Origin of the sequence: Phaeovulum molybdatiresistens (assembly GCF_023544865.1) — a bacterium.
Taxonomy (GTDB): Bacteria; Pseudomonadota; Alphaproteobacteria; order Rhodobacterales; family Rhodobacteraceae; genus Pontitalea.
In genome coordinates this window covers 1-23,912 of record NZ_JAMJFX010000021.1, presented here as the reverse complement: position 1 = coordinate 23,912, position 23,912 = coordinate 1, and the positions used below count along the sequence as shown (strand labels likewise).

24 protein-coding genes are annotated in these 23,912 nt (G+C 63.8%); 11 read left to right on the top strand and 13 right to left on the bottom strand.

All coding sequences use genetic code 11. The features are described 5' to 3' along the window. Positions 1-176: 176 nt before the first annotated feature. From MXB90_RS13545 to MXB90_RS13525, 5 genes are all read left to right on the top strand, one after another. Complete coding sequence (locus tag MXB90_RS13545) at positions 177-665, top strand: crossover junction endodeoxyribonuclease RuvC (protein WP_250045766.1); 489 nt, start codon at positions 177-179, stop codon at positions 663-665. Continuing rightward, positions 665-871, top strand: coding sequence for a hypothetical protein (locus MXB90_RS13540; RefSeq protein WP_462982308.1), 207 nt, complete (start codon positions 665-667; stop codon positions 869-871). Before MXB90_RS13545 ends, MXB90_RS13540 begins: the two co-directional genes overlap by 1 nt. After that, positions 864-1,244, top strand: coding sequence for a DUF6362 family protein (locus tag MXB90_RS13535; protein WP_250045765.1), 381 nt, complete (start codon positions 864-866; stop codon positions 1,242-1,244). Before MXB90_RS13540 ends, MXB90_RS13535 begins: the two co-directional genes overlap by 8 nt. 92 nt (positions 1,245-1,336) lie before the next feature. Then, positions 1,337-1,618 carry an integration host factor subunit beta gene (locus MXB90_RS13530; RefSeq protein ID WP_250045763.1) on the top strand — a complete coding sequence of 94 codons (282 nt, stop codon included), beginning with the start codon at positions 1,337-1,339 and terminating at the stop codon, positions 1,616-1,618. A 573-nt stretch (positions 1,619-2,191) separates the two neighbouring features. Continuing rightward, positions 2,192-3,538: a site-specific DNA-methyltransferase gene (locus MXB90_RS13525; RefSeq protein WP_250045762.1), complete on the top strand. Its 1,347-nt coding sequence runs from the start codon at positions 2,192-2,194 to the stop codon at positions 3,536-3,538. On the opposite strand, the gene MXB90_RS13520 is transcribed toward MXB90_RS13525, so the two are convergent. Further along, positions 3,514-4,050 carry a CIA30 family protein gene (locus MXB90_RS13520; protein ID WP_250045760.1) on the bottom strand — a complete coding sequence of 179 codons (537 nt, stop codon included), beginning with the start codon at positions 4,048-4,050 and terminating at the stop codon, positions 3,514-3,516. The two genes, MXB90_RS13525 and MXB90_RS13520, sit on opposite strands and share 25 nt — an antisense overlap. Here MXB90_RS13520 and MXB90_RS13515 point away from each other — a divergent pair. Together MXB90_RS13515 and MXB90_RS13510 are read left to right on the top strand one after the other, a co-directional pair. Then, complete coding sequence (locus MXB90_RS13515) at positions 4,049-4,378, top strand: DUF7220 family protein (RefSeq protein ID WP_349665913.1); 330 nt, start codon at positions 4,049-4,051, stop codon at positions 4,376-4,378. The two genes, MXB90_RS13520 and MXB90_RS13515, sit on opposite strands and share 2 nt — an antisense overlap. After that, positions 4,356-4,778: a helix-turn-helix domain-containing protein gene (locus MXB90_RS13510; protein WP_250045758.1), complete on the top strand. Its 423-nt coding sequence runs from the start codon at positions 4,356-4,358 to the stop codon at positions 4,776-4,778. Before MXB90_RS13515 ends, MXB90_RS13510 begins: the two co-directional genes overlap by 23 nt. 164 nt (positions 4,779-4,942) lie before the next feature. Here the strand turns inward: MXB90_RS13510 and MXB90_RS13505 are convergent, their stop codons facing one another. Together MXB90_RS13505 and MXB90_RS13500 are read right to left on the bottom strand one after the other, a co-directional pair. Next, positions 4,943-5,251, bottom strand: a complete 309-nt coding sequence (locus tag MXB90_RS13505) for a DUF3489 domain-containing protein (protein WP_462982307.1) — start codon at positions 5,249-5,251, stop codon at positions 4,943-4,945. A 95-nt stretch (positions 5,252-5,346) separates the two neighbouring features. Beyond that, on the bottom strand, positions 5,347-5,571 hold the full coding sequence (locus MXB90_RS13500; protein WP_250045757.1) for a hypothetical protein: 225 nt from the start codon (positions 5,569-5,571) through the stop codon (positions 5,347-5,349). Between the two features lie 112 nt (positions 5,572-5,683). Between MXB90_RS13500 and MXB90_RS13495 the strand changes: the two genes are divergently transcribed. Together MXB90_RS13495 and MXB90_RS13490 are read left to right on the top strand one after the other, a co-directional pair. Then, entirely contained in the window at positions 5,684-6,286 is a 603-nt protein-coding gene (locus MXB90_RS13495) for a hypothetical protein (protein ID WP_250045756.1), read from the top strand. Continuing rightward, complete coding sequence (locus MXB90_RS13490; protein WP_250045754.1) at positions 6,234-8,123, top strand: phage terminase large subunit family protein; 1,890 nt, start codon at positions 6,234-6,236, stop codon at positions 8,121-8,123. Before MXB90_RS13495 ends, MXB90_RS13490 begins: the two co-directional genes overlap by 53 nt. A 228-nt stretch (positions 8,124-8,351) precedes the next feature. Here the strand turns inward: MXB90_RS13490 and MXB90_RS13485 are convergent, their stop codons facing one another. The 10 genes from MXB90_RS13485 to MXB90_RS13440 form a co-directional block, all read right to left on the bottom strand. Further along, a complete protein-coding gene (locus MXB90_RS13485) occupies positions 8,352-9,134 on the bottom strand; it encodes a ZIP family metal transporter (RefSeq protein WP_250045752.1) in 783 nt (260 codons plus the stop codon). 796 nt (positions 9,135-9,930) lie between these two features. Continuing rightward, positions 9,931-10,350 (bottom strand): Rid family hydrolase, encoded by a 420-nt coding sequence (locus tag MXB90_RS13480; RefSeq protein ID WP_250045750.1) that lies wholly within the window; start codon positions 10,348-10,350, stop codon positions 9,931-9,933. Between the two features lie 23 nt (positions 10,351-10,373). Further along, entirely contained in the window at positions 10,374-11,513 is a 1,140-nt protein-coding gene (lldD, locus tag MXB90_RS13475) for an FMN-dependent L-lactate dehydrogenase LldD (protein WP_284040841.1), read from the bottom strand. Positions 11,514-11,573: 60 nt separating this feature from the next. Further along, complete coding sequence (gene aldA / locus MXB90_RS13470) at positions 11,574-13,052, bottom strand: aldehyde dehydrogenase (protein WP_250045746.1); 1,479 nt, start codon at positions 13,050-13,052, stop codon at positions 11,574-11,576. Positions 13,053-13,130: 78 nt separating this feature from the next. Continuing rightward, complete coding sequence (locus MXB90_RS13465) at positions 13,131-13,838, bottom strand: SDR family NAD(P)-dependent oxidoreductase (protein ID WP_250045744.1); 708 nt, start codon at positions 13,836-13,838, stop codon at positions 13,131-13,133. Beyond that, a complete protein-coding gene (locus tag MXB90_RS13460) occupies positions 13,835-15,163 on the bottom strand; it encodes an NAD(P)/FAD-dependent oxidoreductase (protein ID WP_250045743.1) in 1,329 nt (442 codons plus the stop codon). The genes MXB90_RS13465 and MXB90_RS13460 overlap by 4 nt, the downstream gene beginning before the upstream one ends. 54 nt (positions 15,164-15,217) lie before the next feature. Beyond that, positions 15,218-17,044, bottom strand: coding sequence for an ABC transporter ATP-binding protein (locus tag MXB90_RS13455; RefSeq protein WP_250045742.1), 1,827 nt, complete (start codon positions 17,042-17,044; stop codon positions 15,218-15,220). A gap of 19 nt (positions 17,045-17,063) precedes the next feature. Beyond that, a complete protein-coding gene (locus tag MXB90_RS13450; protein WP_250045740.1) occupies positions 17,064-17,876 on the bottom strand; it encodes an ABC transporter permease in 813 nt (270 codons plus the stop codon). Next, positions 17,873-18,820, bottom strand: a complete 948-nt coding sequence (locus MXB90_RS13445) for an ABC transporter permease (RefSeq protein ID WP_250045738.1) — start codon at positions 18,818-18,820, stop codon at positions 17,873-17,875. Before MXB90_RS13445 ends, MXB90_RS13450 begins: the two co-directional genes overlap by 4 nt. Positions 18,821-18,888: 68 nt before the next feature. Continuing rightward, complete coding sequence (locus MXB90_RS13440; RefSeq protein WP_250045737.1) at positions 18,889-20,418, bottom strand: ABC transporter substrate-binding protein; 1,530 nt, start codon at positions 20,416-20,418, stop codon at positions 18,889-18,891. 392 nt (positions 20,419-20,810) lie between these two features. Between MXB90_RS13440 and MXB90_RS13435 the strand changes: the two genes are divergently transcribed. Together MXB90_RS13435 and MXB90_RS13430 are read left to right on the top strand one after the other, a co-directional pair. Then, positions 20,811-22,865: a hydantoinase/oxoprolinase family protein gene (locus MXB90_RS13435; RefSeq protein WP_250045735.1), complete on the top strand. Its 2,055-nt coding sequence runs from the start codon at positions 20,811-20,813 to the stop codon at positions 22,863-22,865. Between the two features lie 2 nt (positions 22,866-22,867). Next, positions 22,868-23,912: hydantoinase B/oxoprolinase family protein (locus MXB90_RS13430; RefSeq protein ID WP_250045734.1), on the top strand; the 1,045-nt coding region annotated here is incomplete at its 3' end.

Below are 23,912 nucleotides of genomic sequence, written 5' to 3'. Positions count from 1 at the left end.
ACATCTTAGGGCCAAACTTCTTTCAAGATGGCCCGTTGAAAGAACTGAAGGAAGTGCCGGGCGGTCCACTCGCCCCGCGCCTGACATGACCAGACCACCCTTCGGGGCCTGGCGAGACCGCAGCCTTCACCGGCCAGCCCTCCCGCCATGCTCGTCCAAACGAAGAGGAGGTCGGCATGGCCGAACCCACACAAAACCCGCGCTGCATACTGGCGCTCGACCTCGGCACCACCACCGGCTGGGCCCTGCGCGGCTATAACGGTCTGATCACAACCGGCACGGTCAGCTTCAAGCCCGGCCGCTATGACGGCGGCGGCATGCGCTACCTGCGCTTCACCAACTGGCTGACCGAGATCGACCGGCTGTCGGGGCCCGTCGCCGCGATCTGGTTCGAGGAGGTCCGCCGTCACGCAGGTACGGACGCGGCGCACGTCTACGGCGGGCTCATGGCCACGCTGACCGCTTGGGCGGAGCTGCGCGGTGTGCCTTACGCCGGAACCCCGGTCGGCACCATCAAACGCCACGCCACCGGCAAAGGCAACGCGCCCAAGCAGGCGATGATCGCCGCCGTCCGGGCCCGCGGCTTCAGCCCGGCCGACGACAACGAAGCTGACGCCATCGCGCTCCTGCTCTGGGCGATCGAGACGAAAGGAGGGCTGGCGTGATGGGCATGCGCTTCACCCCCAGGGGCTATGGCGGCAAGCGCCGTGACCCCGAGCAGGTCAAACGGGACGGCTGGCATGAACAGGGCGTTCTGGCGGTCAACGTGGAGGACCAGCGGCTGACCTGGCCCGAGCGGGAACTGGTCGAGCAGTTGGGCGCGAAGCTCTACGGGCCACGAGGAAAGGGCAAGGAGGTGCGCCATGGTTGATCGCAACTGGACCACCGACGACGTGGCGGATCATTTCCAGGAAGCGTTCCGCACCCTGCGCAAGCTGCCTCCGGTAAAGGCACGCGGGTATTTCAGCGCTTGGCCGGCGGTCATGCGCACGCCCCGCGAGATCGCCGCCATGGAACCCGAGCCGATGCGGGTCTGGCCTTCGGCCGCCGCGATCACCCGGCTTGAGCAGACCTTCGATTGGGTGCTCTGGATCGGTGAGGACGAGCGCAAGCTGGTCTGGTCCCGCGCGGCCCGCGTGCCGTGGAAGCAGATCTGCGCGGAGCAGGGCTGCGATCGTACCACCGCATGGCGGCGCTGGCAGCTGGCTCTGACCAAGATCGCGGCAAGACTGAACGCTGGTTGACACGAACGGGCTTGGCGGTCTTGATGGCCGCCAAGCCGTTGTAAGCCGCAAAAAAAATTGTCAGAGACTTCTGGAAATCGGGAGGGGATCGAATGCTCAGAAGCGAATTGGCCACCAAGGTCGCAGCCGAAGCGCCGGGGTTGTCGCGCGCTGATGCGGAAAAGGTCATTGACCGCGTGTTCGATGCGATCACTGAAGCGCTTGCGAATGGCGGTCGGGTGGAGATTCGTGGGTTTGGCACCTTCTCGGTGCGCAAACGTGAGGCGCGCCTGGGACGCAACCCGCGCACGCAGGAAACCGTCCAGGTTGACGAGAAGTGCGTAGCCGCCTTCAGAGCCGGAAAGGCATTGCGGGATCGCCTGAACTCCAAGTGACTCCAAAGTGTTGCAACACTTTTCTTTTCGACATCTGCAACAGATCCGTGCTATGCAGAAGGCATGATGGGGAGAGTGCGTCGGAAGACGCCTCTCCCCGTTCTCATTGGGGTGGATGCCTCGGTGGATTCCGGGGTCCAACCGGGAATCCAGTCGGGGTCCAGCGGTGGGCCGGAACAGTTCGAACGGGTGGTTTTGCGGGGGTCAAATGCCCGCCGCTTGTCCTGCCGAAAACGCGCTCCGAAGGGTGAAAGAGGACGGTTTTTCGGGTGCATATGGTGACCGGATGACCGGAAAACCCTCTCCGTCTTCAGCTAAGGCATTGATTTTACGGTTCCTTTCTGTTCACTTCCTATGCTGGGGGGCGCAGCGCGCAACTTCGCTAGCGTCAGGCCCGTTTTTTTGGGAGTCCACCCCGGTCGGAAGCCACCCCTGAACGCCTGAAATCTTCATAAAATCAGTGGCCTAGCTGGACTCCACAGGTGGATACCTGCTGGACTCCGGAAGCCACTGGAACCCGTGCCGCTGGGATCCACCGCGCGCGACAGAAACCTATCGAACAGGATCATCCTCATGACCCTCGCCTTCGCCCCAGAGCGGATCGAGACTTGGCCGCTTGCGCGCCTGCAGCCCTATGCGAAGAACGCGAAGCAGCATGGGCCTGACCAAGTCGCCAGGATCGCCGCCAGCATGGCCGAGTTCGGCTGGACCGTGCCCTGCCTCGTGGCCGAGGATGGCGAGTTGATCGCGGGCCATGGGCGCGTGCTGGCCGCCACGCAGCTGGGGCTGACCGAGGCGCCGGTGATCGTGCTGGGTCACCTGACCGAGGCGCAGCGGCGGGCCTATCGTCTCGCGGACAACAAGCTGACCGAACTCGGCACCTGGGACGAGGCGCTGCTGTCGGCGGAACTGAACGATTTGCTGGCCGAGGATTTCGACCTGTCGCCGGTCGGCTTTTCCGACGGCGAGTTGGACAAGCTGCTGGCCTACGTCGCGGAAGACGACGGTGAAGAAGGTGGCGCCGGGGGCTCCGTGCCTCCGGTGACCATCCCCGAACCGCCGCGCAACCCGGCCTCGCACACAGGCGATCTGTGGATCCTCGGCGATCACCGGCTGCTCTGCGGCGACAGCACCAGCCATGACGACGTGCGCCGCCTGATGAACGGCGAGCGGGCGGTGCTGTTCGCGACCGACCCGCCGTATCTGGTGGATTACGACGGCTCGAACCACCCGACGCGGAACAAGGACTGGTCGCAGTCCTACGGCGTGACTTGGGACGACAGCAGCCAGGGGGCGGAGCTCTACGACGGCTTCATCGCTGCCGCCGTCGCCGAGGCGATTACCGAGGACGCGGCGTGGTACTGCTGGCACGCCTCGCGCCGTCAGGCGATGCTGGAAGCCTGCTGGGAAAAGGCCGGCGCATTCGTGCATCAGCAGATCATCTGGGTGAAGGACCGCGGGGTCCTGACCCGGTCGCACTACCTCTGGAAGCACGAGCCCTGCTTCATGGGCTGGCGCCGCCCGAACCGCCCGCCCAAGGTGGCCGAGCAGACGCTGCCCTCGACCTGGGAAATGCCGTCCTTCGCCAAGGACGAGCGCCCGGACCACCCGACGCCGAAACCACTCGACGCCTTCGGGATCCCGATGCGCCAGCATGTGGCCCGGGGCGGGCTCTGCTACGAGCCGTTCTCGGGCTCCGGTTCGCAGATCATGGCGGGCGAGGCCAATGGCCGCCGCGTCTTCGCAATGGAAATCAGCCCGGCCTATGTCGACGTCGCCGTCGAACGCTGGCAGGCCGAGACCGGTAAGGACGCGATCCTTGAGGGCGAGGGACGGACCTTCGCGGCGGTGAGGGCCGAGCGGCTTGGGGAGGCCGGATCAGTCGCGATGCAGGCTCAGTCGGCTGACGCCTCGGCGTAGAAACGGATATCTGCGATGGCGAGGTCGGCCTCGAATTCGCGGCCGATGGCGATCAAGCCGATGCGGCGCAGTCGGCTTGTCCGCAGCGGCCGTTCGGTGCGATGCGGAACGAAGCGGTCGAAGGGCAGGCGCAGAGTTTGCCAGGAGGGCTGCGCCTGAAAACTCTGACGATAGGATTCCCAAGGCCGCGACAGATCCGTCGTGCGCAGGTGCAAATTGTAGGACTGGTCATTGCCCAGAACGTCAAGTTGGATGCCGGTCCAGGCAGAGGCATCGACTGGAGCGCCCGCGTCGCCAAGATCGAGTGCGAGTTGCAGAAAGCCACCATTGTTGTCGAGACTGACACCGCCGCGCATGCGAATGGCGGGGCGCCCTGCGACGGTTTCGCGCGACATGCTGCCGGAAGACACGCCGCCCATCACCCGGTCCGAGATCAGGACCCAGCCGTTGCCAGTGATCGCCAACGGGGCGGGACGGCTCAGATCATCAATGATTTCGGTTGCATCGGTCATGCCCGCTTCCTCTTCTTCGCCAGACCTGGATCTAGGCTCGGATGTCCCGCGCACAAGAGCCGTTCTGGAACGGCAGAGCCGGATCATGTCGCTGGTCGAGGCCGCGGCCAATGTGACTGTGGGCTATGCTCTGGCGATCCTGACACAGATCGTCGTGTTTCCCTGGTTCGGGATCGACGTCGGTGCCGGAGTGCACATGACGATCGGGCTCGTCTTTCTCGGCGTGTCCTTGATCCGCAGTTACCTGCTGCGCCGGCTGTTCGAGGGGATTGCCGCGCGACATGGCGCGGCAGATAATGCCGCCCATGACGTCCGGACCAACAGATAATGATGACCTTTGGGCCGCCGCCGCGCGGGGGACGGCTGATGCGCAGCAATCGCCAACTCGGCGGCTGTTGCCACATGATCTCGATCTTGCGCTGACGCATATGACCGCGGGTGAATTGCGGCGCCTTTCGGAGGCGGTGGCTTTCGAGATGCGCCGCAGAAAGCTTGCCAACGTGCGGAATGCGCCAACCGCAGCCCCTGAAAAGGTGGCAGAGCCGGCGGACGACAAAAAGGCAAGATCCGCTGGCAAGACCCCGGAGGAGGGGCCGAAACTGACACTGGCCCAGATCAATCTGATCCGGACTTCGATCAAGGCAGGTGTGACTCCGGCGGTCTTGCAGCGCCAGTTCGGCATCAGCCGCAAGCAGATCACGGCGGTGCTGAAGAGCGATCCGGCGTGAGAAAAAAGGGCCAGCACATGGCTGGCCCAGTGTGACGAAGAGACAGCCGAACGGACAGGGCTGCTCCGGCAGACGTCGCGTCAGGGTGTGTCGCGACGCATCAGGACTGTGCCCATTACGCGACAGGCTTCAATGCCGCGAACCGGATCCGGTCGGTCCTGTCGCTATTTCGCAACAAGGCTGTCGCGCGCGATGTGGTAGACCCGCCCTCTGGCTTCGTCCTTCTCGGACGTTACCTCGAGCCCGAGGCGCTTCTTCAGGGCGCCGGCCATGGCGCCGCGCACGGTGTTCGCGTTCCATTCCGTCGCCGCGGTGAGTTCCTCGATGGTCGCGCCCTCGGGCCTGCGCAGCATGGCGATCAGGACGGCTTGCTTGGTGCCCTCGCGCGGCTTGCGTGCCTTCGGCGCTGTGCTGGCGTTGTTCGCTGCGTCTGCGGCCGGGATTGCGTCCTGGGGTTCGGTACGCTTGTTCATCGGATCGTCTCCTGTGATGGGGCCGCGCCCATCGCAGCCTCCTACGACCCTGAGCCCGCCATGCGGCGGGCTGCCCGGCCAGTGGGGACCGGGGATCACGCGGCGTGCTCGCCTTCCCCGAAAGCGGCGTCGGTGATCTCGCGCAGCCTGGCGCGGTAATGCTCCAGCGTGCCGACATGGCCCCAGGTGATCTCGTCGGGCTGGGCGTTGAAATGCTCGGCGCTAAGGGCGGTGAGGCGTGCCAGCATCGTGTCGATGTCGCGCTTTGCGGCGATGAAGGCGTCGAGGGCCTCTGCGGGTCGGGTGGCACGGCGGGTCATCGGGCGGGCTCCGGGGCTGAGTTGCATCGCTTCGTTGGGATGACGTTCGCTCCGTCGCGGAAACTTATCAACGCAATAAGCACATGATCTAGAACGATAATCGGAGCGCGTCATGCAGGGCCTGAGCGAGCGCCAGTATGCGGCCCGTGTGGGTCTGTCGCGCGGCGCGATCCAGAAGGCGAAGGAAGCGGGGCGGCTGGTGCTGTTTCCCGATGGCAGCATCGATGCCGCCGCTTCCGACCAGCGCCGCGCGGAGATGACGGACCCGGCGAAATCCCGGGCTCCGATCAAATCGGCTGCCCCGGCCGCGCCGAAGCTGAAACCCGTGCCGGAGGCTGCGGTCGCGGCCGTGGGCGACACCCTGCGCGAACAGGGGTTGGCGGCTCCGGCGGCAGGAGGCGGGATGACCTTCCTGCAGGCGCGGACGGCCAACGAGGTGCTGAAGGCGCAGGAACGGCGGATCCGGCTGCAAAAGCTGAAGGGGGATCTGGTCGACCGGGCCCGGGCCGAGACGCTGATGTTCCGGCTCGCGCGCGAGGAGCGCGATGCCTGGGTGACCTGGCCCGCACGGGTGGCCGCGCTCATGGCCTCGGAACTGACCGCGGGCTCGGGCGAGGGGGGCACCGTCGCCGCGGCGCAGATGCAGAAGGTTCTGGAAACCCATGTCCGTGCCCACCTCGACAGCCTTGCCGAGATCCGGGCCCGCGTTGAATGACGATGTCGCGGGCTTCGAGGGCGCCGAACGGTTGCTCCGGGCCTGGGGCGAGGGGCTGCGGCCCGATCCGGATCTGACGGTCTCGCAATGGGCCGATCGGCATCGCTGGCTGTCGTCCCGCGCCTCGGCCGAACCGGGGCGCTATCGCACCGCACGCACGCCCTACATGCGCGAGATCATGGACGCGCTCTCGCCCGCGAGCCCGGTGCAGCGGGTGGTCTTCATGAAAGCCGCGCAGGTGGGCGCGACGGAAGCGGGCAGCTGCTTCATCGGTTTCGTGATGCATCATGCGCCGGGGCCGATGCTGGCGGTGCAGCCGACGGTGGAGCTAGCCAAGCGCAATTCGCGGCAACGGATCGATCCGCTGATCGAGGAAAGCCCGGAGCTGCGGGACAAGGTCAAACCTGCGCGGTCGCGCGATGCCGGCAACACGATGCTCTCGAAGGAATTCGCGGGCGGCATCCTGATCCTGACCGGGGCCAACTCGGCTGTGGGGCTGCGCTCGACGCCGGCGCGTTACATCTTTCTCGATGAGGTCGATGCCTATCCGGCCTCGGCCGACGAGGAGGGCGATCCGGTCAGCCTGGCGGAGGCGCGATCGCTGACGTTCGCGCATCGGCGCAAGGTGTTCCTGGTCTCGACGCCGACGATCCGGGGGATCAGCCGGATCGAGCGCGAGTTCGAGGCCAGCGACCAGCGGCGCTTCTTCGTGCCGTGCCCGCAGTGCGGGGCGATGCAATGGCTGAAGTTCGAGCGGCTTCGCTGGGACAAGGGCAGGCCGGAGACGGCAAGCTATCAGTGTGAGAATTGTGACGCGTCCATCCCGGAGCACCACAAGACCACGATGCTGGAGCGCGGCGCATGGCGGGCGACGGCGGCGGCGTCGGATCCGCTGACGGTGGGCTATCACCTGTCCGCGCTCTATTCGCCGATCGGCTGGCTCAGCTGGGCGCGGATCGCGCGGGCCTGGGAGGCGGCGCAGGGCAATGACGAGGCGATGCGGGCATTTCGCAACACGATCCTCGGCGAGACCTGGTTCGAGACGGGCGAGGCGCCGGATTGGCAGCGGCTTCAGGGCCGGAAGGAAGACTGGACGCTCGGCACGGTCCCTGCGGGCGGGTTGTTCCTGACTGCCGGGGCCGATGTTCAGAAGGACCGGATCGAGGTCGATGTCTGGGCCTGGGGCCGGGGCTTGGAAAGCTGGCTTGTCGATCACGTGGTGATCGAGGGCGGCCCTGCGGATCCGGCCTGCTGGCTGAAGCTGTCGGATCTGCTGGGGCGGACGTGGCTGCATGCCAGCGGCACCGCGATGACCATCGCGCGGGTCGCGATCGACACTGGCTACGAGACGGCGGCGGTTTACGCCTGGGCGCGGCAAGCCGGTTTTGCGCAGGTGGCGCCGGTGAAGGGGCTCGAGGGGTTCAACCGGGCGAGCCCGGTGACGGGCCCGACCTATGTCGATGCTACGGTGGGGGGCAAGCGGCTGCGCCGGGGCGCGCGGCTCTGGTCGGTGGCGACCTCGACCTTCAAGGCCGAGACCTACCGCTTCCTGCGCCAGGACCGGCCCACGCCCGAGGAGATCACCACCGGTGCATCGTTCCTGGCGGGAACGGTGCATCTGCCAACCTGGACGGACAGCGAATGGCTGAAACAGCTGACCGCCGAGCAGCTGGTCACGGTGAAGACAAAACGCGGTTTCACCAAGCTCGAATGGCAAAAGCTGCGCGAGCGCAACGAGGCGCTGGATTGCCGGGTCTATTCCTCCCGCGCCACTACGGCATCAGCGTCGGCCGGTTGTCGCGCGTGGAAATGGGCACATTTGTGCCCATGCTCCTGAAGGGCCTGCTACCAGTCAGCGGAGGCGCAAACAGTATCACAAGTAATGGGATTGCCGTTTGCACCAGCCCCCCGTCCGCGCGGGAGATTCTGGCAGAATGCCGGAGGTTGCGCGAAGCGGGGGGCGCCGGTCTCACCACAATGGGCGTGGCTGGATTGGGACGATGTGGACGCCGGAAGACTGGCGTTCAGCACTGCCGCTCGGGGGCCGGCCACCACCAGCCTTGTCCTATCCCAGCCAGACGTCGAGAAAGAGCATGACGACCAGTCCAAAGGCCAGTCCCAAGGTCGCCTTGTTCTGATGCCCGCTCCGGTGGGTCTCCGGGATGATCTCATGGCTGATGACGTAAATCATCGCACCTGCCGCGAATGACAGCCCCCAGGGCAGAAACGGCTCGGAGAACGAGATCATGGCCGCACCGAGTAGCCCGCCGACCGGTTCGACCAGGCCTGTCAGCGCCGCAATGCCCCACGCGCGCAGACGGCCATACCCTTCGCCGATGAGAGCCACGGCCACGGCCAGGCCCTCGGGCAGGTTCTGCAATCCGATCCCGATTGCGAGCGGCATGCCACCTGAAAGACCATGCGCGCCGAAGCCTACGCCGACGGCAATGCCTTCGGGAAAGTTGTGAATCGTGATGGCGATGATGAAGAGCCATATCTGGCGCAGGGCGGCGCTGTCCGGACCTTCGCGACCTATCGTGAAATGCTCATGCGGGAGGGTTTCGTTGAGCCCGGCCACAAGAGCCATGCCCGCCAGGATTCCGATCACGGCAATCCCAGCCGGGATGGCACCCGAGCCGTAGCTCGCCTCAGCCGCTTCGATTGCCGGAATTATGAGCGAGAAGAAGGATGCTGACAGCATGACGCCCGCGGCAAAGCCGAGAGACATGTCCCTGAAACCACGATTCGGAGTCCGGCCGAACAGCACCGGCATGGCGCCAATGGCGGTCATCACGCCCGCGGCGAGGCTTCCAAGAAATCCCAGCACTAATGGAGACGACATATCCATGAAACAGTCCCGGTTATTTGGCTGTCAGCGATATCACCGGGACGAACCTTGGAGAAGTCGTTGAAAATTCGACCGTTAAATTCGTCACGTCAGGGAGGGGGCTTTGGGCGGACGAGTGTGAGGCGTTGAACCGGATGTTTCGCAAGGCCCCGCGTGCCATCCCTCGGTCGGCCACGGCGCTATACGCTGGGCATCGAGAGGGTGCAGTCCTTTAAGGCGTGTTGAAATGGCGAGTGGGACGGGACCAGAGCCGGTCCCGCCTGCTATCTGGTCCCGCGGTCTCGGTCGTGCGGTGATTGAATGAATTGATGCCGGCACAGGTGCGCGGAGCGAGTAGCTGACAGGCATGAAGGTGCGCGCGATGTCGGGTTGGCTATTACTCGCGTTCGGGGTTCATACACATCGATGTGGGGCCTGCCCCGAGTTGGGGAGAGAAGTTCCCGGCGCGGGTTGTTTGCGCCGGGAACACCGCCGGTGCGGGAAGTCCCGACTGAGAGCCGAACACTACGCAGGGTAGTGGCCGCAAGTGTCGGCGCCTTCGGGGTGGCGAGCATCGAGGTTCCCCAAGATGTGCTCGCATATGCACAACGAAACCGGTGCTGTTGCCAGTACCCACCTCGATAGCCTGCACTGGCTGCTCATTAGCCCTAGCCTAGCGCTGGCAGGATATCTCCGTGGCGATCTGGGCGGCGCATCGCTGACCGGCGAAGGAGCTTGAGATAATTTGTCAAGGTGAGTTTGTGTTACCCTCTGGCAGTCCTTTTCTTCTCCTAACTCGCCATTTGGCGTAGCGAAATCATGCCAAAGAGACAGCGGCACGCGTCCATGCGTCCGGTGTCGCGCCCTTGTAAGCGGTGACTTCCACTTCAACCAGATATTCAGCGGAAGCCAGAGGACAGGCGGTGATCGTGACCACCGGGTCGATGCCCCGGAACCGCTCTCCCCACCAGGTGAGGACCTCGGCATGGTGTTCCAGGTTCGGGATGTAGATGCGGGCGCGCACAATATGATCCAGTTCCGCACCCGCCCCGCGAAGCGCTTTCTCGATGTTCTCCACGGTCTGCTTTATCTGCTCAAGCGCGGTGGCAGGCATTACCTTCGTGGCGTGATTGCGCCCTGCGGTGTTGGCCAACAGAACCCAGTCGCCGATCACGATGGCGCGGGAATAGGAATATTTTTCTTCGTAGACAGAAGAGGATTTGATCTTCGCAAGCATTTCAGCTCCTTGGTTTGAAGTTTTCAGTGGGTGTCGGCGAGGGCGTTGCGGTCCAGTTCTTGAACCGTTCTGGCGCCGGTCAGCGCCATCGCCACGCGCAGTTCTTTTTCGAACAGCGCCAACAGGTCGGCGAGGCCAGCCTGACCGCGCGCCGCAAGGGCATAGACAAAGGCGCGGCCGATCAATACCGCATCAGCCCCAAGCGCTAGCATCCGTGCAACGTCCAGCCCCGAGCGGACGCCGGAATCTGCAAGGATCGACAGGTCGTCGCCGATCGCATCGCGGATCGCGGGCAACGCCCGCGCCGAGGAGAGCGCCCCGTCCAGCTGACGCCCGCCGTGATTTGACACCACGATCCCGTCCGCGCCGAAACTGACCGCATCGCGGGCGTCGGAGGGGTCCAGAATGCCCTTGATGATCATCGGCCCCTGCCAGAAGCTGCGAATCCACTCCAGATCGGACCAAGAAATGGAGGGGTCGAAATTGGCGCCAAGCCATCCGATGTAATCCTCGAGACCCGTTTTCTGGCCGCGATAGCGCGAAATATTTCCCAGATCATGCGGACGCCCACGCAGTCCCACGTCCCAAGCCCAGCACGGATGCAGCGCCGCCTGAAAATAGCGCCGGATCGACGCGAAATCCCCCGACATTCCGGATCGGCGATCGCGGTAGCGCGCGCCCGGCACCGGCATGTCGACGGTGAACACCAGCGTTCTGATGCCCGCAGCTTGGGCGCGCTCCAGCGCATTTCGCATGAAGCCGCGGTCTTTCAGCACGTAAAGTTGGAACCAGATCGGCACGGGCGATGCCGCGGCCACTTCCTCGATCGGGCAGACCGAAACGGTGGACAGCGTGAACGGTATCCCGGCCGCCGCTGCGGCCCGCGCCGCCTGAACCTCGCCGCGGCGGGCAAACATGCCCGTCAACCCGACTGGGGCGAGCGCGAGCGGCATTGACAGCCGTTGCCCCCACAGCGTGGTGCCGCACTCAATGTCGGCCACGTTTCGCAAGACACGCTGCCGAAGCGCAACCTGCGCCAGGTCCGCCACGTTGCGGCCCAACGTGGTTTCGTCATAGGCGCCGCCGTCGATGTAATCGAACAGGAACCGTGGCAACCTGCGCGCGGCAGCCGCGCGGAAATCACCGGGAGAAGAGATAATCATGGGATCCGCTCGCAAGGGCCCGCCCGTTTGGCCAAAGGCCTGCGGGCGGGCGTTGGGATGTCAGCCTTGAATGTAGACGACGTGGGTCTCGGTGAATTCGTAGAGGCCGTGCTTGCCGTCAGCGCCGCCAATGCCAGATTTCCGGCGCCCGGCGTGGAAGCCCTGCATCGCCTCGAAATTTTCGCGATTGATGTAGGTCTCGCCAAACTTCAGTTCGCGCGCGGCCTTCAGCGCCGAGTTCAAGTCCCGAGTGTAAATCGAGGAGGTCAGCCCGTAGTCGGAATCGTTCGCCAGTGCGATGGCCTCATCCAGGCTATCGACCGCCTGGATGGGCAGAACGGGGCCAAACGTCTCGCGGCGCATGATGTCCATGTCGGCGCGGGCGTTGACCAGCAACGTGGGCTTGTAGTGGAAGCCCTGTCCCATGTCCGCGATCGCGCCGCCCGTGACAACAGTGGCGCCTTGAGCTTTTGCGGTTTCGACCGCCGCAGCGACCTTGTCGAGCCCGGCCCTATTCACCAAAGGACCCATGTGCAGGTCGCTCTCGACCGAGGGGTCGCCGTAGCGGGTTGCCTCGAAATGCGTGACCAGCTTTTCGACCAACGCGTCGTGGACCTCGCGTTCGACATAGACCCGCTCGGCGCAGTTGCAGACTTGCCCGGTGTTGATCACGCGCGAATCCCAGATCGCTTTTGCCGCCAGATCGAGATCGGCATCCTTCAGCACGATGGCCGGGGCTTTGCCGCCAAGCTCCAGGTTCACCCGTGTCAGGTTCTTGCCCGCCAGTTGCATGATGTGCGAACCGGTTGCGACAGAACCCGTGAAGGTGATCAGGTCTACGCCCGGATGGGAGGCCAGCGCTTCGCCCACCGTGCGGCCACGGCCACCGACAAGGTTGAACACGCCCTTCGGCAGATCGGTTTCCGCCACCAGCCGTGCAAACAGATACGCGTTCAAGGGCGTTTCTTCAGAGGGTTTGATGACGATCGTGTTTCCGGTCACCAGCGCGGGGGCCATCTTTCGCGCGATCAGGAAGAAGGGAAAGTTCCACGGCAGGATGCCTGCAACCACGCCAACCGGCTTTCGAAGAAGCAGCATGGTTTCGTTCGGTCGGTCCGACGTCAGCACTTCGCCTTCCAGTCGACGTGCCCATTCGGCCATGTAGTCGATGTAATCGGCGGTGAAATCGACTTCCACCTCGGCCAGACCGCGCACCTTGCCCTGTTCCTTGACGATCACATCGGCCAACTCCAGCCTGTGCTGGCGCAGCTTGGCCGAGATCTGGCGAAGATAATCCGCCCGGCGGATCGCGGGCAGTTTTTCCCAGTCGGCCTGGGCTGCGCGGGCTGCCTGCACGGCGGCATCGACCTCGGTCCGGCTGCTTTCCGGGATACGGCCCAGCAACACGCCATTGGCGGGGTTCGTCACGTCGATCAGGTTTGATTGCGCCGGGACGAACGCTCCATCGACGAAGTTCTGCCAGGCCTGCGCTTCCGCGCTAAAGGCGTTCGATGTGGGGCGGGTGGGTGTGGTGGTCATGCTGTTTTCCTCCATGCAGCAAGGATCGGCCAGTGCCGGTGACGGCCTGGCGGCTTTGGGTGATGGTTCTGCTAGCGCCTAGAAACTGGGTTCGAGCGTGCAGTTGACGGCGAGTTCCGCCACAACTGCCTCGTTCGGCAGGTCCAGCAGCAGCGCGATCATCCGGGCAATGTCGGCGGGTTGAGTCATCTGCTCGGGGTCCATTTGCGAAAGGGAGCGGGCCATGTCGGTGGCGACGAATCCCGGGCAGACCACGGTGGCGCGGATGCCCCGGGAAAAGCCCTCCTGGCGAAGCGCATGGCCAAGGGCAACCACGGCGAATTTTGACAGTGCATAGCTGCCCGAGGCCGCCGATTTGACGCGCTTGCCCGAAAGCGAGCCCAGCAGAACGATCCGCCCGCGCCCACAATCGCCAAGCGCGTCCCACGCCGCTTTTGCAAGGCGGCGAGGCGCCAGGACGTTGACTTCCATCAAGTCGCGGATTTCCGCGTCCGAGGCCGCCAGGACGCCTTTCCCCGCCGAAATCCCGGCCGAGGCGACCAGCGCGTCGATCCGCCCGAACCGGTCCAGCGCCGCCGTCACCCAGGCCACTTCGGACCCGGGCTCCTGCGCGTCATAGGCGGCAGCGTGCAGACGGTCTGCGGGAAAGCCCTCGGCCCAGTCGGGAAGGGCGCCATCGCGCAACCCCAGCGATACCTGCCATCCCTGCGCCAACAGAGCCCGTGCCGTGGCAGCGCCAATGCCGCGCCGGCCGCCGGAAATCAGAACGACCCGGCCCCCGTTCATTTCGCTGCTAGCCCGTATTGCTTGCGCAGTCGGCTGATGTCGAATACTGCTGGGTCGACCGTGGGCCGGTCGCCGGTGATCAGGTCGGCCATCAGTTGGCCCGCGCCCGGCCCGATGCCGAAACCGTGGCCCGAAAACCCCGAGGCAACGTAGAAACCCGGCACGGTATGAATGGGGCTTATCACCGGAATTGCATCCGGGGTCGCATCCATCACGCCTGCCCATTCGTTCAGTACCCTGGCCTTTGCAAAGCCGGGGAAATGCCGGCTCAGGTTGCGCAAGGCCTTGCGCGTGAACCCGGGGTAGGGCGCGGGGTCCATTGTGCGGCAGGCCTCGAACGGGGTGGTGTCGGAACTGGACCAACGGCGGCGGATCATCGCCTCGCGGAAGAATTCGCCATTCAGCTGCACGCTGAGTTCGCGCCATGAGGTGAGGAAGGTCGGGAAAAAGTCGGTCAGCAGGCGGAAATGGTCCGGCGTGATCGGTGCCAGGTTCTTGTTTCGCACGGCGATGGTGAAGCTGCCGTCCAGCCGTTTGCGATAGGCGAAGTCGCCCGCGCCGATCGGCATGTCTGTCAACCCTTCGACGTTGTCGATCCGTGCGACGGGGCCGATCACCTTCAGCTGCGGAAAGTCGATCCCCATGTTGCCGGCGAACAGGCGCGACCAGATGCCGCCCGCCAGGACCACCGCCTGACAGCGGATCTCGCCGCGTTCGGTGATCACTCCGCTGACCTTGCCGGCCGCGGTTTCCACCGTGCGGACCGCGCATTGGGTCAGGATGCGTGCCCCCTTTTCACGGGCATATTCCGCCATTGCCGGAACCGCCACCCAAGGTTCTGCCCGGCCGTCCGACCCGGTGTGCAAGACACCCAGGATCCCGCCGTTGTTGCCCGGCAACATGTCCGTGACCTCGCGGGTGCTCAGCATGCGGGCATCGAGGTTGTGGCGCTTGCCGATCTCGGCCCAGGCCAGCCAGCCCTTCAGGTCGCGGCGGGTGTAGGACAGATAGCTGATGCCGGTCCGACGCCAGCCAGTGGGGCGCCCGATGCGGGCATCCATGCCCGCCCATTGCGCGACCGAATGGATGCACAACGGCAATTCGCGTTCGTCGCGCCCCATCTGCCGTGTCCAGCCCCAGTTGCGGGCAGACTGTTCCCCGGCAATGACGCCCTTTTCGCAAAGCGCGACGGAAATGCCGCGCTCGGCCAGTTCCATTGCGGTGGTCACGCCGATGATGCCGCCGCCGATGACGACCACATCCACGGCCTTGGGCAGGGTATCATCACCGATGAAGGGCGCGACGGGGATAGACAGCTGGTTCATGAGAGTTCTCTTTGTCGGGGCCGGGTGCCTAGCCGCGCTCGGCGGCAAGGCGGATCATGTCCATTCGGGGCCGGGTTCCTGTACGAAGTGGCCCTGCGATACCTCGAGGTAGCGCCGGACGGGGTGGCGATAGTCACTTGTGCGCAAGGGGCTGCGCAGTTCCAGTATCGGTGGCGCCGAACGCTGCCCGCGCCGCGCGGGATCGGGTACCGGCACCGCCGAAAGAAGCCGGCGGGTGTAGGGATGGGTCGGGTTCGAGAAGATCGCCGCCCGCGGCCCCATTTCGACGACTTCGCCCAGATACATCACCGCGACCTTGTGGCTGATGCGTTCCACCACGGCCATGTCGTGGCTGATGAAGACGAAGCCCAGGCCCATTTCCTGTTGCAGGTCCATCATCAGGTTGATCACCTGGGTCTTCATCGTCACATCCAGCGCCGAGACCGCCTCGTCGGCCACGATGACCTTGGGCTTCATCACCAGCGCGCGGGCAACGCAGATCCTTTGGCGCTGGCCACCCGAAAATTCGTGCGGGTAGCGGTCTGCCATCTGCGCCTGCAGGCCTACCCGTTCCAGAAGCCTTTCCGCGATCTCCGCCTCGTCCTTGCGAGGTACGAGCTTGTGGATGCGCAGCGGTTCGGTGATCGCTTCGCCGACCCGAAGCCGCGGGTTGAGGCTGGCGTAGGGGTCCTGAAAGATCATCTGGATGTCGCGCGCACGCTCGTTCGCAGGGATTTTGCCAAGTTCGCGCCCGTCCAGCAGGATGCGGCCGCTGTCTGAAGGGTAAAGCCCCGTGAGCAGTCGCCCGGTGGTGGATTTGCCGCAGCCCGACTCCCCGACGATCGACAGCGTCTCTCCGCGGCGCAGCATGAGGCCGACCTGTTCTACCGCGTGGACCCGCGCCACCACCCGCTTGAGGATCTTGCTTTTTACCTCGAAACGCTTGCTGAGGCCCGTCACCTCCAGCAGGGGCTTTGCATCCGATTGGAGCGTATCGCCGCGCAGGGGCAGTTCCGTCATGGTTCCGGTCTGCATGTCGAAGACCGGATAGGGCAGGGGATGGGGCGTTCCCCCCATGGTACCAAGTTTTGGCACCGCCGACAGCAGCGCCCGGGTGTAGGTCTTTTGCGGGGTAGCGAAGATCTGCGCGGTGGTGCCGCTTTCGATCACATCGCCATTGTACATCACCAGGGTGCGGTCTGCGACCTCGGCGACAACGCCCATGTCATGGGTGATGAAGATCACGCCCATGCCGGTGTCGGCCTGAAGCTCCTTGATCAGGTCCAGGACCTGTGCCTGGATCGTCACGTCGAGGGCGGTGGTAGGTTCATCCGCGATCAACAGGTCGGGCTTGCAGGCCAACGCCGCCGCGATCATCACCCGCTGGCGCATCCCGCCTGAAAACTGGTGCGGAAAGTCGTCATAGCGCGACCGGGCTGCCGGGATGTGAACCCGATCCATCATCTCGAGCGCGAGCGCGCGGGCTTCGGCCTTCGAGACCGGGCGGTGGACGCGGATCGCCTCGGCGATCTGGGCGCCAATCGTCATCACCGGGTTCAGGGACGTCATCGGTTCCTGGAAGATCATCGAGATACGGTTGCCGCGCACGGCCTCCATCTCGGGTTCGCCCAGGGCCAGCAGGTCTCGGTCCTGAAACAGCACCTTGCCGGTGATGCGGGTCGAAACCCGCGGCAAAAGCTGCATCACCGCCATCGAGGTGACCGATTTCCCCGACCCCGACTCCCCAACAATCGCCAACGTTTCGCCCGCCGTGACCGAGAAGTTCATGTCGCGCACGACGTTACGCCATTGGCCATCCTTGCGGAAGGATACTGCCAGATCCGAGACTTGCAGCAGGGGCGCGGCGGAAGATTGTGTCATGGTCATTGGTGTCTCCCGCTCAGCTGCCGGCACTGCGGCGCGGATCGAGCAAATGGCGCAGGTGGTCGCAGAAGGCGTTCAGGACCAGGATGAGGACGGAAAGAAGGATGCAGGGCGCCAGCAGCAGCCACGGTTCGGTCAGGAAGGTCGCCCTTGCTGCGCCGATCATCATTCCCAGCGAGGGCTCGGGCGGCAGTACGCCCAGGCCAAGATAGGAGAGCCCCGATTCCAGCACCACCGACATCGCCACGACAAAACTGAACTGCACGAAAAGCGGTCCCGAGACGTTGGGCAGAATGGTTCTGAAAATGATCCGCCGGGACGGCGCCCCCATCAGCTTGACCGCGTCCACGTAGTCCATCGCCCGAACCGTCATCACGCTGGCATGGGCTACGCGGGTGAAGCTGGGCACGAAAACCAGCGCCAGTACCGGCACCAAGGTCTGTGGGCCTGCGCCGTAAAGCGTGGCCGCCAACATCGCCAGAAGCAACGGGGGAAAGCACAGGATCACGTCCATGATCCGCAGCGACAGCATCTCGGAAAAGCCGCGGACATAACCGGCGATAACGCCGATGCTGATGCCGATCACCGCCGCCAGCACCGCCGAACTACCCGAGATCAGGATCGCCCCGCGCAGCGCGTAGACCAGCCGGGATAGCAGGTCGCGGCCATAGTCGTCCTGCCCAAGCCAGTGGTTCGCCGAGGGGCCGGCGAAGCGCCCGCTCATATCCATCGCGAGCGGATCTTGCAGCGGCAGAACCGGCGCTAGCAGTGCACCCAGCACCATGGTCAGGAGAAGGATGCCCGAGGGGGCAGAAAAGATTTTTCTCATTTGCGCACCCGCGGATCGGTCAGGCCATAAAGGATGTCGACCAAAAGGTTCAGGCCGATGTAAAAGGCGGCCACGACCACGATGACGCCGGTCACCACCGGGTAATCCCTAGCATTGACGCCGCTGACCAGCATCCCCGACAGGCCGGGCCAGTTGAACACCGTCTCGACCAGCACCGTGCCGGCCAGAAGCCCGCCCAGCTGCAGGGCGAAAACGGTGATCACCGGCATCAGCGCATTGCGAAGCGCATGTTGCAGGATCACCCGGCGCCGTGGCACGCCCTTGGCGCGGGCGGTACGGATGAAATCCAGCGGCAACACATCCAGCATCGAGGCGCGGGTGATGCGGAAGACGATGGCTGACAGGCCGACAGCGATCGTCGTGGCAGGCATGATCAGAAGCAGCAGATGCTTGGCCGGATCGCGTTCGAAGGCAACGAAGCCTCCGGCCGGCAACCAGCCCAGCAATTGCGCGAAGGTGATCACGAACAGGGTGCCGATCACGAACACCGGGATCGATTGCGCCGTGCCACTTGCTAGGTTGGCCATCCGGCTGAACAGGCTTGCGGGCCGCAGGGCCGCAAGCACACCGGCAGGCAGGCCGATTAGCAGGCTCAGAAGGCCCGCCGCCGCGATCAATTCCAGCGTGCGGGGCAGGCGACGCGCGACCTCCTTGCCGACAGAGCTTTCGTCGACGATGGATTTCCCCAGATCAAAGCGCAGCAGGTCGCCGAGCTTTTTCACGTATTGTTCGTGCAGCGGCCTGTCCAGCCCCAGCTGGCCACGGACGACCTCGACCATCGCAGGGTCGGGCGTCGCGCCATCCTGCGCCAGAAGCAATTCCACCGGGTCGCCGGGAACGAAGTGGATGGACAAGAAAACCAGGGAAATCACCACCCAAAGCATCACGATGCTTTGCGCGATGCGCCGAAGAAACCAACCCATCCTGAAGTCCTTTCATCGCGTCATCTGAGAGTGCGGCCCGGGTCCAATGGCTCCGGGCCGTCTCAGGTTCAGCCGAATTTCAGCTTGTCGAAGCCAGTGGCCGAGAAGACCGAAAGCTGGTCGGGCAGCATCCCGAAGTCCTTTATCGAAGCTCGGGTGGCGTAGCCAGTCGCGCGATAGGCAAGTCCGCACATCGAGGTGCCGTCGAGCACCTTCTGGTCAGCCTGTTGGTAGATCTCGACCCGTTTCGCGGGGTCCAGTTCCTGCCGGCCGGCGGCGTAAAGCGCGCTCAGGCCCTCGATCTCGAAGTTGCGGCTGCGCAGGTAGGTCGGCGATAGCGTCGGGTCGACAAGCGTGTGGGTCGCATCGGGGTCGATGATGTCCAGCGCATTGCCCTGCACCTGGAAATCGCCCGCGCCGTTGTTGCCCATCGACACCCGGGTCGCCCAATCGGGCATCAGCAGGTTCACCTTGATGCCGATTTCGGCCAGCTGGGCCTGCACCAGAACGGCGGTGTCGCGGTGCATGCTGTATTGCGAAGACGACAGCAGCGTCACCTCAAGGCCGTTCTCGTGGCCGGCTTCCTTCAGCAGCGCCTTGGCACGTTCCGGGTCATAGCCCCAGAATTTCGCCTGCTCCTCGCGGTAGTAGGGCGTGGCAGAGGAGCGTGGCAGGCCGGTCATCGGGGCGCCAAAGCCGAAGAAGATGGACTTCACGAATTCCTCGCGGCGCAACCCGAAGGCCACCGCTTGACGCACGCGCGGATCGGCAAAGGGGCCGTTGCCGTTGAATGTGAGGAACATGAAGGCACCCGAGTCGACCTTGTGCAAGGCAAGGTCCTTGTTGGCGCTGATCGCCTCCATCGCCGACCACGGAACATAGTCGATCAGGTCCACATCGCCCGCGGTAAGAGCGGCGACGCGGGCGTTCTCATCGATATAGGGGGTGACCACTACGCCCTTGAGCGGTGGGATACCCTCCTTAAAGTAGTGCTCATTCGGTTCCAGCTCGATCGAAACGCCCTTTTCGGCCGCAACGATGCGATAGGGGCCTGCGCCGATACCGTAATCTTCCTCCGACGTCGACTCCGCCTTGAGGATCGCAAAGAAGGGATAGGCGAGCAATGCCGGGACAATCGCCAGAGGACCGTCTGTTTCCAGTTCAAACGTGCGGTCGTCGATGACATTCACTGCCTTGATCGGCTTGAGGGCATCAAACATGTAGGCGCCCGAACCATCGGTGCGGATCGCGGCGATGGTCCATTCCACATCCGCCGCTGTCACCGGGCTGCCATCATGGAATTTCGCGTCGCGCAGGCGGATCCGCCAGGTCGTGGGGGCCGTGTTTTCCCAGGACTCGGCCAGTTCGCCCACCAGCTTGCCCTCAGGATTGTAGGAAATCAGGTTGCGGTTGATCAGCGAGCTGACCATATGGCCGGACCAGCCAACGTTCACCCAGGGGCGGAAGTGCGGGGGGTAGGTGGACAGGCCAATGCGCAGAACCTGCGATTCCTGTGCGAAGGCAAAACGTCCGCCAAGCAAAGTTGCGGCACCGCTGATCGTTGTCAGCTCGAGAAGGCGACGTCTGGTCAAGTTCATGGTTCTGGCTCCCTTGTGTACGACCTGCGGGGATTGGCAAGACGACAGATGCCCGCCTCTCCCGTCGGTTTCTATGGTTTAACGTTAGGAAGCGCGTCACGAATCCGTCAAGATAATTCCAATTAACAGAAGTAGTTTATTTGCCATTTGCAAATATAGGAAATCAAAGTTCACTCTGTAGGCGGGGCGGTGATCATGGTGACAATTTTTGTGCTACCAATTCCAATAAATAGATCAAAATAAAATGTCAGTTCTGTTATTGAGAATAACATTGACGATTCTGTCCCGTCCCGGCTTGATGAGGGCATCGGCAAACAGCGAGGCCCGGGCGACTTGTCCCGCCAGGCTGTTTGCTTTTCTGAAAACTTCGCCCACAAATACAGGGGTTTATAATGGCTTGGCGCATTGGCGTAGATTCTGGCGGCACCTTCACCGACGTCTGCCTGTTCAACGATACCAGTGGTGAAGTGACGATTTGGAAAGTGTCCTCGACCCCTGATGATCCGTCGCGCGGCATCACCCAAGGTGTGACCGAGGGGTTGTCGAACGTCGGTGCCACAGCAAGCGAGCTGAGCTTTCTGGGGCACGGGACAACGGTTGCTACCAATGCCCTGATCCAGGGGCGCGGGGTGAAAACCGGGTTGATTACCACCGACGGCTTTCGCGACCTTCTGGAAATCGGCCGCCAGAAACGTCCCGATCTGTATGACCTTCTGGCCGACAAGCCCGAAACCCTTGTGACGCGCGATCTGCGCCTGGGCGTTGCCGAGCGGATGAAATCCGATGGCAGCGTGGAGCAGGCGCTGGACGAGGATGCCTTCCGAACCGCGGTGCGTGATCTGAAGTCTGCGGGCGTGAAGTCGGTTGCTGTTTCCTTCCTTTATAGCTTCCTAAATGACGCCCATGAACGCCGCGCCGCCGAAATCATCGCAGAGGAATTTCCGGAAGCCTTCACCGCGATATCCTCTGCCATTGCGCCCGAGTTCCGCGAGTTCGAGCGGCTGTCGACCACGGTTGTCAACGCCTATCTCGGCCCGGTCATGAAGGGCTATGTGCGCGCGCTGAAACAGAAGCTGAGCGACATCGGTCTGGAGGTGCCGCCGCAGCTGACGCAATCGAACGGCGGGGTGATCGCCTTTGACACTGCCGCCGAAAATCCGGTTCGCACCGTGCTGTCTGGCCCTTCGACGGGTGTAGTTGCGGCGCAGGCAATCGGACGGATGACGTGCATCAACAAGCTTATCACCTTCGACATGGGGGGGACCTCTTCCGACGTTGCTTTGCTGACGGACGGAAAGTGTCGCGTCGTGAATGAATCCGTGGTGCATGGCTATCCGCTGAAGGTGCCGATGCTGGACATTCACACCGTGGGGGCAGGGGGCGGATCTATCGCCTATGTCGACAACGGTGGCCTGCTCAAGGTCGGGCCGCGGTCTGCCGGGGCGAATCCGGGGCCCGCCTGCTATGGGCTGGGCAATGACGAACCCACCGTCACCGATGCCAACGTCGTGCTTCAGACCCAGAATCCGGAATACCTACTGAACGGCCGCATGAAGATCGACCGCGACCTTTCGGTGCGCGCGATCCAGAAACTGGCAGACCGTTTGGGCATCGGCACGCTGGAAACTGCAAACGGCATTCTGGACATCGTGATCGCCAACATGGCGAAGGCGATCCGGGTCATCTCGGTGCAGCGGGGCTATGATCCGCGCGACTATACGCTGGTCGCCTTCGGGGGCGCGGGCCCTGTGCAGGCCGCGCGTCTTGCTAGGGAACTGGGCATGAGCCGCGTGTTGATACCACGCACGCCGGGCGTCCTGTGCGCGATGGGCCTTCTGATGACCGATCTGCGGTCGGACTTCTCGGCCACCAGCCTGACCCGGTTCGATGAGGCCACTACCGAGGGTGTCGCCTCGATCTATGACGATCTGGCCGCGCGGGCAGAGGAATGGTTCGACATGGAGCGGATCAACGCCGGCGCCCGTGTGTTGGAGCGCAGCGTCGATGTGCGTTACGTGGGCCAGAACTACGAAATTTCCGTGCCTTTGCCCGAGGGTCCGATCACCGCCGAGACTTTCCGGGCGATCGAGCAGGGCTTTGTCGCCGCGCATCGCCAGCTTTACGGTTTCATTGCCGAGGGCGAGCCTATGCAGCTGGTGACCTTCCGTCTGGCTGCCAGTGGCCTTGTCAACAAGGCCGAGTTCCATCCCCAGCCGCTGGAGGGCGCAGACAGCAGTCATGCCGCGATTGGCAGCCGCCCGGTCTGGATGGCCGAAGCGGGCGATTTCACCGAAACCACGCTGTACGATCGGGCGAATCTGAAGCCCGGCAATGTGGTCAAGGGGCCTGCGATCATCGACCAGATGGACACCACCACTGTCGTTCCGATTGGCATGGCCGCCACTGTCGACGCCTATCTCAACCTCATCCTCGAGGCGCAGGAATGAACATGACCGTCCACACCCCGATCCGACCCAAGCTAAACCCGATTACCGTCGAGGTCATAAGCTCGGCTTTTGCCTCGACCGTCGAGGAAATGGGAGAGGCGCTGGTTCGCGCCTCCTACTCCACGAACATCAAGGAACGCCGCGACTGTTCGACCGCGCTCTTCGACGCTTCGGGGCGGATGCTGTGCCAGGCAGAGCATATCCCGATGCATCTTGGCTCTTTCATCGGGTTCGTTCCCTACATCCTGTCGCATTTCGAAATGGCGACGGTGGTGCCGGGCGACATTTTCATGGGCAATGATGCCTATGAAGGCGGCGGGACTCACCTGCCTGACATCGTTCTGGCGGAACCTATTTTTGTCGATGGCAAGCTGGTGGCATGGGCGATCAACACGGCTCACCATTCGGACTTTGCCGATCGTGGCCATGCACACATCTATCAGGAGGGTCTGCGCATCCCACCAGTCCGGCTTTACCGGGGGGGCGAGTTGCAGGAAGACATCCAGCGTCTGTTCCTGCTGAACTGTCAGGTGCCGCATGAACGCATCTCGGATCTGCGCGCGCAGATCGCGGCCAACCGTCTTGGTGTGCTGCGGATGCAGGAGCTTTGCGCAAAATACGGGGTTGATACGGTTCTTCAGGCCGGTGAGGAACTGATGGATTATGCCGAACGCAAGATGCGTTCCGGTATCAGCCAGATCCCGGATGGCATCTACCGCTTTGCCGATGTGTTTGACAGTGAATCGCTCGACGTGCCGCTGGATCTGTCGGTGACCATCGAGGTGAAGGGCGACGAGATCATCCTGGATTTCGTCAGCCCGCCGCAGGTGCGCGCCGGCCTTAACGTCGTCTATACCGCGCTGCTGGCGACCGTCTATTACGCGGTCAAGACGGTGGTTGACCCTACGGTCCTGCCCAATGCCGGCCTTGCGCGCCCGATCACCGTCAATGCGCAGGAGGGCACCTTGCTCCGCTGCTCCCATCCCGCCGCTGTGGATGGCCGCATCACCGCCTGCCAGCGTGTGGTCGACCTGATCCACGGCGCCC